Genomic DNA, 11,354 nt, shown 5'->3' with positions numbered 1-11,354 from the left:
CGGTCCGGGCGTGGCGGTCCGGGCGTGGCGGTCCGGGCGTGGCGGTCCGGGCGTGGCGGTCCGGGCGTGGCGGTCCGGGCGTGGCGGTCCGGGCGTGGCGGTCCGGGCGCCACTGCGCGGCAGCGGCTGCTCGGGGAGCGACTGACCTGACCCGCCGGCAGGCACCGGTGATGCAGCACGCCATCGTCGTTCACCGCACGGCTCGCAGAGGGCGGCCCCGGATGCCACCGCCACTGAGGCGGCGGCGTACGCCATTGCGGCTCGGCCTTCCCCCGGCCACCCTCAAAGATCAAAGGACGGATCCGGTCGTCCTGGGCCGTTCCCGGTCTTTGATCATGGGCGGTGGGTGGCACGGCGCGGAGTGGCCGGGTGGCATGTGGCGATTTGTCCACATCATGTCCTTGGTTGCGGCGTGGATCGGCACCCCGCGGGCCTACCGCCCGGTATGCCGCGGTCGCGGGCATCGTCCGCCGGGCGCAGGTGCGCCGTCGGTCGTGTTGAGTCCGGCCGGACGCCGATCTCCGTCTGTTGCTGGCGGATCGATGGACGGATCCGGTCGTCATGGTGGCCGTTCCGGGCCTTTGATCATGGGCGGTGGGTGGTACGGCGCGGAGTGGTCGGGTGACATATGCGATTTGTCTGCATCCTGTTCTTGCCTGCGGCGTGGATCGCTAACCCGCGGACCTTCCGCACGGCACGCCGCGGTCACGAGCATCGCCCGCCGGGCGCAGGTGCGCCGTCGGTCGTGTTGAGTCTGGCCGGACGCCGATCTCCGTCTGTTGCTGGCGGATCGATGGACGGATCCGGTCGTCATGGTGGCCGTTCCGGGCCTTTGATCATGGGCGGTGGGTGGCGTGGCACGGAGCGGGCGGGTGGCATGTGTGATTTGTCCACATCATGTCCCTGGTTGTGGTGTGGATCGCCACCGCGCGGGGCGCTTCTGCCCGCTGCTGGCAGATCCAAGGACGGATTCGGTCGCCCGGGGGGCCATTCTCAGCCTTCGCGGGTCGAGCGGCGGATCCGGTCGCCCGAAGCGGCCGGATCCGCCACCCGATCATGGAAGCGGAGCGTCAGACCGGAGCGGTGAACGTGTACGAACCCGCCGGCAGCAGGAACGTCGCCGGGCCGGAAGGGACCGCCTGGCCGGGGGCCAGGATCGAGCCTGGTTGTGAGGTCGGCACCCGGACCGTGGCCGAGGCGCCCGCCGGGACCGTCACGCGCAGGGTGAGCGCGCCGGCGGAGATGGACCAGTCGCTGACGGCGAGGCCGTACGGGGTCTCGTACGACGACTTGGCCGAGGTCAGGCCGCCGCCCGGCTGCGGGGCGACGAGCAGCGACGCGTAGCCGGGGGAGGCCGGGCCCAGGCCGCCGACCTGGCGGTACAGGAAGTCGCCGACCGAGCCGAGGCCGTAGTGGTTGAAGGAGTTCATGCCGGGGTCCTGGAAGGAGCCGTCGGTGCGGATGCCGTCCCAGCGCTCCCAGATCGTGGTGGCGCCGCGGCTGTTCATGTAGCCCCAGCCGGGATAGCCGGGCTGCAGCAGGATCTGGTACGCCGTGTCCGCGTGGCCCGTGTTGGCCAGGACCGGCAGGAGGTTCTCGACGCCGAGGAAGCCGACGGACAGGTGGCCGTTGCTCGCGGCGACCTTGGCGACGAGCTTGTCGGCCAGCTGTGCCGTCCGCGACGGCGGGACGAGACCGAAGGCCAGGGCCAGGACGTAGCCGGTCTGGGTGTTGCCGGTCACGGTGCCGTCGGCGGCCACGAAGCGGGCTGTGAACGCGGCGCCGACCTGGTCGGCGAGGGTGCCGTAGGCGTTGCCCTGGGCGGTGCGGCCCGTCGCGTTGGCCATGCGCGACACCAGGCGGGCGGACCAGGCGAAGAACGCGGTGGAGATGACGTCCTGCGCGGTGTTGTCGTTGACGTTGAGCCAGTCGCCGTAGGTGGGCTGGTTGCGGATCAGGTCGCTGCCCGACGTGGCGCGCAGGTAGTCGACCCAGCGGGCCATCGCGTCGAAGTGTTCGTCGACGACGCGCAGGTCGCCGTGGCGCTGCCAGAGGGTGTACGGGACGATGACGCCCGCGTCGCCCCAGCCGGCGGTGCCGGCGCCGCAGCAGACGGCGGGGGCGACGTCGGTGAAGGCGCCGTCGCCGCGCTGGGCGTCGACCAGGTCGTCGGCGAACTTGTCGAGGAAGCCCTGCACGTCGATGTTGAAGGTGGAGGTGCCGGCGAAGATCGCGATGTCGCCGGTCCAGCCGAGCCGTTCGTCGCGCTGCGGGCAGTCGGTGGGGATGGACAGCATGTTGGAGCGCTCGCCCCACAGGATGTTGTGCTGCAGCTGGTTGACCAGGGCGTTGGAGGTGGTGAGGGTGCCGAGCTGGGCGCCGGAGGTCCACGCCGCGCGGCCGGTGACGGTGTCCGCGGTCGGGGTGAAGCCGGCCGGCAGGCCGGTCAGCTCGACGTAGCGGTACCCGTGCACGGTGAAGCGCGGCTCGTAGACCTCTGCGGTGCCGGTACCGGCGAGGGTGAAGCGGTCCGTGGCCTGGGCGGCGCGCAGGTTGGTGGTGTAGAGCTGGCCGCCGGTGAGGACCTCGGCGTGGCGGATCTGGACGGTGGTGCCGGCCGGGCCGGTGACCGAGATGCGGTTCCAGCCGGTGAAGTTCTGGCCCATGTCGAAGATCCACACGCCGGGCGAGGGCTGGGTGACGGCGACGGGGCGGAACTGCTGCTGCACGCTCACCCCGTTGTCGACCTGCGAGACGAGGTTCGGCTTGGCACCTGTCTTTACAAAAGCAGTGGCCCACGAGCTGTCGTCGAAGCCGGGTGCGTCCCAGTTGGCGACCGCCAGGCGGGCGTCGTAGGCCTCGCCGTGGTACAGGTCATCAGCACGAATCGGGCCGCTCAACACCTTCCAGGTGTTGTCGGTGCGGACCGTCGAGGTGGTGCCGTCCGTGTACACCAGCACCAGCTGCGCGGAGTACCAGGGCTGCGTGCCGTACTTCTGGCTGCCGGCGAAGCCGAGGCTGCCGGAGTACCAGCCGTTGCCCAGCCAGGCGCCCAGCGCGTTGCCACCCTGGCGGATCTGGCCGGTGACGTCGTACACCTTGTACTGCACGCGCTTGGTGTAGTCGGTCCAGCCGGGGGCGAGGACGTCGGTGCCGACGCGGGCGCCGTTGAGCCGGGTCTCGTGCAGGCCGAGCGCGGTGGTGAGCAGGCGCGCGGAGGCGACCGGCTTGCTGACCGTGAAGCCCTTGCGCAGCAGCGGCGCGGGCTTGGCGACGGAGACGTTGGCGCCCCAGGGGCCGCTGCCGTAGGTGGCGACCGCGCGGGCCGCGGGCCAGGCCGAGTCGTTGAACCCGCCCTGGTTCCAGCCCGCGGGCGCGGTGGTGGAGGACTTCCAGGACGTGTCGGTCACCAGCGGGACGCCGGTCAGCTTGGCGATCAGGCCGGCCGGGGACTGGGTGGTGTTCTCCGAGGAGATGGCGATGGTGTTGGTACCGGCCACGAGCCGGCTGCGGATGTCGACCGCCACCGCCTGCTGCCACGACTGGAACACCCGCGGCGACGTGCTGACCTGGGTGCCGTTGACCCACACGTCGGCGGTGTCGTCACCGGTGACGACCAGGGTCGCCGCGGACGGCACGGAGGCGAGGGTGAACGTGCGCCGGAAGTACCGGGTCGCCGCCGGCACCCCCGCGGCGGGGTCACCCTCGGGGTACCAGATCCAGGTGGCGCCGGACAGGTCGGCGGTGACCGCGGCCTGCCCGACGAAGTCGCCGGTCCACTCGGTCGCGGGGGCGCGCAGCCCGGTCTCGAACGACCAGGTGGGGCTCCACGCGCTGACCCGGCCCTGGGTGTCCCAGATGCGGACCTTCCACGTGTAGCGCCGCAGCGACTGTAGCGCCGGGCCGGTGTAGACGACGTCGACCTGCTGGCCGGAGGGGACCCGGCCGCTGTTCCAGACGCCGTCCACGGACAGCTCGTAGGCGGCCTGCCGCTGCTGCGGCGCGGTCGAGGCGAGCTTCCAGCCGAAGCGCGGCTGCGCCGCGTCGACGCCGAGGGGGTTCGGCCGGTGCTCGACGGTGCCGCTCGCCACGCTCAGCGGCGACGGCGCGGTGGGGTCGGGCGCGACGACGCCGGAGTTCCACGGGCCGACGCCGTAGGCGCCGAAGTCGGCCGCGGCGGGCCAGGCCCCGTCGGCGAACCCGGGCTGCTCCCAGCCGGCCGGCACCGTCTGGAACGCCTTCCAGCTGCCGTCGGTGACCAGGTCGGTGGTGCCGCCGGCGGTGACGACGTGCACCTTGCCGAGCAGGCCGGCCGGGCCGACGGTGGTGTTGCGGGCCGCGATCGCGAGCGTGTTCGTGCCGCTGACCAGGGCGGACTGCAGGTCGACGTAGACCGCGTCGTGCCACGAGTCCACGACCCGCGGCGAGGCGGCGACGGGCTTGCCGTTGAGCCACACGTCGACGGTGTCGTCGCCGGTGACGACCAGCTGCGCCTCGGTGACCGCGCCGGCGGCGACGGTGAAGGTCTTGCGGAAGTAGCGGTACGCGGCGGGTGCGCTGCTGGCCGGGTTGCCTTCCGAGTACCAGATCCAGTGCGCCCCGGCGAGGCTCACAGGGGTGGCGGCGGCGGCCGGTGCCGGCGGTGCGATGAGCAGTGCGGCGAGCAGCACGAGCGCGGCGGCGCCCGCGCGGCGTCTCTTCAGGCGCATGGCGGTGCTCCTGTCGGTGACGTGAAACGTTTCATTAAAACGTTTCAGAACGTAGTGATGCACCGACTGTACGTAGACCCTGGTCAATAAGCAACGTTCGGCCCTCCGCTGAACCGCAAGATGAGGGGGATGTGGAGGTGGGATGCCGGGAAAGCTGCTCGTCATCGGTGGTGCGGAGAGCCATGACCCCGGCGACGATGCCATCCTCGAACGGTTCGTGCTGCTCGCCGGCGGCACGAGGGCGCACCTTGTGGTGATCGCGACCGCCAGCGAGAGCCCCGAGCTGCGGGAGAAGGAGTACGCCGAGGTCTTCCAGCGCCTCGGCGTGGAGCACGTCACCCCGCTGCGGCTCGACGACCGCGACGACAGCAACAGCGCGCGGGCCGTCGCCGTCATCGAGCGCGCCACGGGTGTCTTCTTCACCGGCGGCGACCAGCTGCGCATCGCCACCGTCGTCGGCGGCTCCAAGGTCGACTCGGCGCTGCACGCCCGGCTCGCCGACGGTCTGATCCTCGCCGGTACCAGCGCCGGCGCCGCCATGATGTCCAGCACGATGATCATCGGCGGCAGCAACGCGTCCGTCGCCACCGACAGCGTCCGCACCGGCCCCGGCATGGAGTTCCTGCCGGGCGTGCTCATCGACATGCACTTCGCCCAGCGCGGGCGGCTCAACCGCCTGCTCAGCGCCATCGCCATGTTCCCGCACGAGCTCGGCCTGGGCATCGACGAGAACACCGCGATCCTCATCGACGGTGACGTGTTCGAGGTGCTCGGCGCGGGCACGGTCACCGTCATCGACGCGGGGCAGGCCACCACGATCAGCGCGCCCTACTCCGACGAGGGCGGGCCGATCGCCCTGTGCGGCGCCCAGCTGCACGTGCTTCCGGCGGGTTGGCGGTTCAACCTTGCCGAGCGGGCGGCCATCAGAAGATCGGAACGAGATCATGCGGATTGACAGCAGCCGCCGGCTGCGCGGACCCAACCGGTACCTCGCGCGCCCGGTCCAGGTGACCCGGGTCCTGCTCGACGGGCTGACCGACCGCGAGAGCAGCGACTACCCCGGCTTCACTGAGCGGCTCCTGGCCGCGTTCCCCGGCCTCGCCGAGCACCACTGCGCCTTCGGCGAGCCCGGCGGCTTCGTCAGGCGGCTCGTCGGCGGCACCTACTTCGGGCACACCGCCGAGCACGTCGCCATCGAGCTGTCGCAGCGCATCGGCCGGCACGTCAACTTCGGCCGCACGGAGGGCACCGGCGTGCCCGGCGAGTACGACGTCGTCACCGAGTGCCCGCTCGACGAGCCGTCCGGCTCCCGGGTCGCCGAGCGCCTGCTCGCGCTGGCGATCACGGGGGTACTGGCAACGCTGCACGGCCAACCGGTCGACGTCGAGGACGAGCTGGCGGACCTGCGCCGCACGTACGAGCGGGAGAGCAGCGGGCCGAGCACCGCCGCCATCGCCGCCGCCGCCCGCGAACGCGGCATCCCGGTCGAGCGCGTCGGCGAGCTCAGCCTGCTGCGCCTCGGCTACGGCCGGCACCGGCGCCTGGTGTGGGCCGCGCTCACCGACCAGACCTCCGCCATCGGCGTCGACATCGCCTCGGACAAGGAACTCACCCGGCGCCTGCTCGACGAGGTCGGCATCCCCGTCCCCGGCGGCGGCGCCGCGAGCTCCCTCGCCGATGCCCTGGACCTCTTCGTCGAGCTCGGCCCGCCGGTCGTGGTCAAACCCCGGCAGGGTCGCCAGGGCCAGCACGTGTTCCTCGGCATCGACTCGGCCGACGCGCTGCGCGCCGCGTTCGAGGCCGCCACCGCCGGCGGCGGCGACGCCGTCGTGGAGCGCGAGCTGACCGGCCGCGACTATCGCGTGCTCACCGTCGGCGGCCAGGTCGTCGCCGCCGCCGAGCGGGTCGCCGCGCACGTGGTCGGCGACGGCGTCACCGACGTGGCCGGCCTGATCGCCCGGGCCAACGAGGACCCGCGCCGCGGCGACGGCCACGCCCGGCCGCTGACCCGGCTCACCGTCGACGACGTCGCGCTCACCCTGCTGCGCCGCCAGGGCCTCGACGCCGGCGCCGTCCCCGCCGAGGGGCAGGTCGTGCGGCTGCGCGAGAACGCGAACCTGTCCACCGGCGGCACCAGCGTCGACGTCACCGACCTCGTCCACCCGTCCGTCGCCGACCTGTGCCGGCGGGTCGCCGCGATCGTCGGCCTCGACATCGCCGGGCTCGACCTGCGCCTGCCGTCGATCGCCGACCCGTTGCCGCCGTCCGGGGCCCCCGCCGTCGGCGGCGTCATCGAGGTCAACGCCGCGCCCGGGCTGCGCATGCACCTGGACCCCAGCGACGGCACCGCCCGCGACGTCGGCGCGGCCGTCGTGGAGGCGCTCTACCCGGCCGGTACCCCGGCCCGCATCCCGATCGTCGCGATCACCGGCACCAACGGCAAGACCACCGTCGCCCGCATCACCGCGCACCTGCTCGACGGCGCCGGCCTGCGCGTCGGCGTCACCACCACCGACGGCATCACCATCGGCGGCCGGCTCGTCCAGCGCGCCGACGCCACCGGGCCGCGCTCGGCCCGTGTCGTGCTCAGCGACCCCACCGTCGACGCCGCCGTGCTCGAGACCGCCCGCGGCGGCCTGCTCCGCCAGGGCCTCGGGTACGACTGGAGCGACGTCGGCATCATCACCAACCTGACCGGCGACCACCTCGGCCAGGACGGCATCGACAGCGTCGAGGACCTGGTCGCGCTCAAGTCCCTCATCGGCGAGCGGGTCCGGGAGGGCGGCGCGGTCGTGCTCAACGCCGACGACGCGCGCAGCCGTGCCCTCGCCGCCCATCCCGGCGACCGGTTCGCCAAGTGCGAGATCATCTGGTGCGGCCTCGACCCGCGCAACCCCCTGATCCGGCGGCACTGGGACACCGGCGGCCGGGCGTACCTGCTCGCCGACGGCTGGCTCGTCGAGCTCGCCGACCGCCGCTGGATCCCGCTGCTCGCCGTGCGCGAGCTCGGCGGCGGCTTCGGCGGCGCGGCCCGCCACCTCGTCGCCAACGCCCTCGCCGCGACCGCCGCCGCCCGGGTCCTCGGCGTCGCCACCGCCCGCGTCGCCGAGCGCCTGCGCACGTTCGCCGACAACCCCGGCCGCGGCACGCTGCTGCGCCTCGGCGACACCGACATCCTCGTCGACTACGCGCACAACCCCGCCGCCATCCGCGCGATCAGCGACCTCGTCGAACGCGTCTGGGGCGCGTCCCACGCCGTCGCCGCCGTCACCCTGCCCGGCGACCGCCGCGACGACCTGCTGCGCGAGTCGGCCCGCGAGGTCGGCGGCCGCTTCGACCGCGTCGTGCTCTACGAGGACAGTGACCTGCGCGGCCGCTCGCCCGGGGAGGTCCCGGCGCTGCTGCGTGAGGAGCTGGCCACCACCTGCCCGGCGGTGAGCTGCACCGTCGTGCGCACGGTCGACGAGGCCGTCCCCGCCGCCCTCGCCATGGCCCGCCCCGGCGACGTGCTGCTGCTGCTGTACGAGAAGATCGAGCCGGTCCTGTCGCTGCTGAGCACCCTCGGCGCCGAGACCGTCGCCGATCAATGTGTGTCGTTTCCGCTGATCGGGGCATCAGTGTGACGTGGAGCGTTACCGGCTGATCGAACAACTCGGCGTCGGCGGCATGTCTGTCGTCTGGCGCGCCCACGACGAGGTGCTGGGCCGCCCCGTCGCCGTCAAACAGCTCGCGGCCGCCGCGGACCCGTTGGCCCGCCGCCGTATCCAGGCCGAGGCCCGCGCCGCCGCGCTGCTCAGCCACCCCCACATCGCCGCCGTGTACGACTTCGGCCACACCGGCGGCAACCCCTTCGTCGTGATGGAGCTGGTCGAGGGCGAGTCGCTGGAGGACCGGCTGCTGCGCGCCGGCGGGCCGCTGCCGGTCACCGAGTCGCTGCGGATCGCCGCGCAGCTCGCCTCGGCCCTCGCCGCCGTGCACGCCCGCGGGCTGGTCCACCACGACGTCAAACCCGCCAACGTCATGCTCACCGCCGGCGGGGCGAAGCTCGTCGACTTCGGCATCTCCGCCGTCGCCGGCGATGACACCGACGAGCTGCTCGGCACCCCGGCGTACGTCGCCCCGGAGCGCCTGCGCGGCGTCGCGCCGTCGGCCGCCACCGATGTCTACGCGCTCGGCGTCGTGCTGCACCGGATGCTCACCGGCGCGCTGCCCTGGCCGGTCACCACCACCGAGGAGATGCTGTACGCGCACCGCAGGCTGCCACCGGCGCCGCTGCCAGCCGCCCTGGAGCTGCCCGCCGGGGTGGCCGCCGCCGCCCGCCGCTGCCTGGCCAAGACGCCCGCGAACCGGCCCGCCGCCGCCGACCTGGCCACGCTGTTCGCGGTCGTGCCGCGCACCAGGCGCCTGACCTTCCCGGTGCGGCTGCTGCCGGAGGGCGGGCACCTGACGAGAGGCCGGCTGGCCACGGCGCGGAGCCTGGCTCCGGTGCGGCGGCTGCGGGACGCCACCCTCGCCGGGCCGGTCAGGCGGCGGGTCACCGTCGCCGCGGCGACCGCGCTGATCCTCGGCGTGGGCGCCGCCGGAGCCGCCGCGCAGGACCGCGACCCCGCCACCGCCTGGACCCCGGCGACCACCCCGGTGGACGTCTCCACCCCGCAAGCGACCGACCCAGCCAGCGACCCAGCCAGCGACCCGACGGTTGACCCGTCGACGCCGGCCACGGACCCCACGGTGGCCCCGGCGGCGAACCCGGGCGCCCAGACCGCCGGCGGCGCCACGAAGCCGGGCGCGGCCCCGCCCGCCGCGGACAAGCACGGTGGTCCGAAGAAGGGCAAGGGTCCCGGCAAGAACAAGTAAAGTCGCGGCTGAACCTTTTCGTTGCTTATGGCGTGCAACCTTCCCGACTGGTACACAAGTCTGATCTCGGTGATGCCCTATGGTGTCCGGGTCGAGGGATGGGGAGGGGCCGTGCGCTTCGAAGTCAGCCGGGTCATGGACACCATCGAGCAACGGCTGACCACCGACGTCACACTCGCCCAAGCCGTCGTCGACCTGGCCGATGTCGCCCGGTTCGTGGCCCTGGACGGGGGCCGCCCGATCAACCTGCTGCGCCTCGGCATGGTCGTCGACGCGCTCAGCCGGTACCTCATCGACGCCGGCGCGATGCTGTATCCCGTCGTCGGCCGCGAGGCCCTCTCGGAGGCGGCGCTCACCTCGAAGGAGCGCATGGTGCTCGGCCGCTGGGCCGACGACGGCCTCATCGAGGTCACCCCGGTCGTCGCGGACCGCCCCGTCGAGATCGCCGACTTCACCGGCCTGCCGCTGATCGTGGTACGCGACCAGCCGCAGTTCGCCGCCCGCTTCCCGTGGCTCGTCGACAGCCCCGAGCGGGTCCTGCGCCTCATCCCGCGCGCCGGCGGCGCCGTGCTCACCCCGGGCGGCGAGCCGCCCCCGCCGAAGGACGGCAAGGAACGCCTGGTCGTGAAGGGCACGGCGACCCTGCCGATCATCCCTCTGGAGCCCGCGGAGGAGGCCGGCTCCGCGCCCGGCGCACCTGGGACGGCGGACGCCACCGCGGGCGCCGAGCCCGCCGCCGCGGCCGACGCCACCTCGTCCGGCGCCCCCGCCGCCTCATCTTCCGGCGCCCCGGCCTCGCCTTCGGGCGCCTCTGCCTCCGACGCCTCGTCGTCCGGCGGTCCGGCCTCGTCCTCCCCCACTTCGTCTTCCGGCGCCTCGTCTTCCGGCGGCGCTTCCACTGGCTCGTCTTCCACCGCCCCCGCGGACATGTCCGACATTTCCGTCGCAGCGGAAAAGGCCGACACCTCCGTGGCCGCCAAGCCGTCCCCCCGCCCCTCCGGCGCGGCCCCGAAACCGGCATCCACCCAGCAGGGCGGGCGCCCCGATGGCCTGCAGTCGTTCACCGCGCGCGGCTCGCAGCGGGCCGGCCGGACCCGGGTGATGCGCCGGCGGTTCACCCGCGCCGACCCCAGTGGCGTCGGCGCGGCCCTCATGGCCCGCGAGTGGCGCTGCAAGGAGCCCGACTGCCCTGCGTTCGGCCGCTTCCGCCGGATCGGCCAGCCCGTCCCGCGCATGCGCGCCGGCGTGCCCGCCTGCCCCCGCCACGGCGAGGCGGTCAAGGACATCGGGCCGCGGCCGGCCGCGTTCGCCGTGTCCGTGGTCGTCGAGGACCTCGCCCGGCGGCGGTTCGTGGTCGGCGAGGACCGGCCCGTGATCGTCGGCCGCGAGCCCTCCGACCCCGACGACATCGCCGTCGGCCAGTGGCTGCACGAGGCCGCCGCCTCCTGGATCGCCAAGGAGCACCTGAAGCTCGAGGTACGCGACGGCCGCCCGGTCGTCACCGATACGAGTGAAAACGGCACCCTCATCTGGAAACGCTCGGCCCCGGACATCAAGGAGGAAACCGAGCGGATCTACCGCAAGTCGTACCAGCTGAGCGGATGGGACTCGGTCGAGCTCTACACGGGCGTCGAGCTCATCGTCGGCGATCACCGCCTGCAGACGGTCGTCGGCTCCGAGCCCGCCTCGGTGCTGCTCGACGCGCCGACCGTCGCGCTCCGTCTGGTCGACTAGGCGCGCCGCGCCGTTGAGAGGATCTCGGGGTGGTGTGAGGTCCGTATATTGGCC

At 73.4% G+C, this 11,354-nt stretch carries 5 protein-coding genes; 4 read left to right on the top strand and 1 reads right to left on the bottom strand.

What is annotated here, in order from left to right; all coding sequences use genetic code 11:
• Window positions 1–1,070: 1,070 nt before the first annotated feature.
• The gene (locus AB0H83_RS03905) at window positions 1,071–4,709 is read right to left on the bottom strand and encodes a family 78 glycoside hydrolase catalytic domain (protein WP_360086314.1); all 3,639 of its coding nucleotides are present in this window, start codon (window positions 4,707–4,709) and stop codon (window positions 1,071–1,073) included.
• Window positions 4,710–4,851: 142 nt separating this feature from the next.
• Here AB0H83_RS03905 and AB0H83_RS03900 point away from each other — a divergent pair, with 142 nt between their 5' ends.
• From AB0H83_RS03900 to AB0H83_RS03885, 4 genes are all read left to right on the top strand, one after another.
• Entirely contained in the window at window positions 4,852–5,664 is an 813-nt protein-coding gene (locus AB0H83_RS03900) for a cyanophycinase (RefSeq protein ID WP_360086311.1), read from the top strand.
• Window positions 5,654–8,332 carry a cyanophycin synthetase gene (cphA, locus tag AB0H83_RS03895; protein WP_360086308.1) on the top strand — a complete coding sequence of 893 codons (2,679 nt, stop codon included), beginning with the start codon at window positions 5,654–5,656 and terminating at the stop codon, window positions 8,330–8,332. Before AB0H83_RS03900 ends, cphA begins: the two co-directional genes overlap by 11 nt.
• 1 nt (window position 8,333) lies before the next feature.
• Window positions 8,334–9,566, top strand: coding sequence for a protein kinase (locus AB0H83_RS03890; protein ID WP_360086305.1), 1,233 nt, complete (start codon window positions 8,334–8,336; stop codon window positions 9,564–9,566).
• 111 nt (window positions 9,567–9,677) lie between these two features.
• Window positions 9,678–11,300, top strand: coding sequence for an FHA domain-containing protein (locus AB0H83_RS03885; protein ID WP_360086302.1), 1,623 nt, complete (start codon window positions 9,678–9,680; stop codon window positions 11,298–11,300).
• Window positions 11,301–11,354: the final 54 nt, after the last annotated feature.

Source organism: Dactylosporangium sp. NPDC050688, assembly GCF_040654515.1.
In the GTDB taxonomy this organism is placed as follows: domain Bacteria; phylum Actinomycetota; class Actinomycetes; order Mycobacteriales; family Micromonosporaceae; genus Dactylosporangium.
Note: the sequence above shows the minus strand (reverse complement) of the source record. Positions and strands in the feature narration are given on the sequence as shown.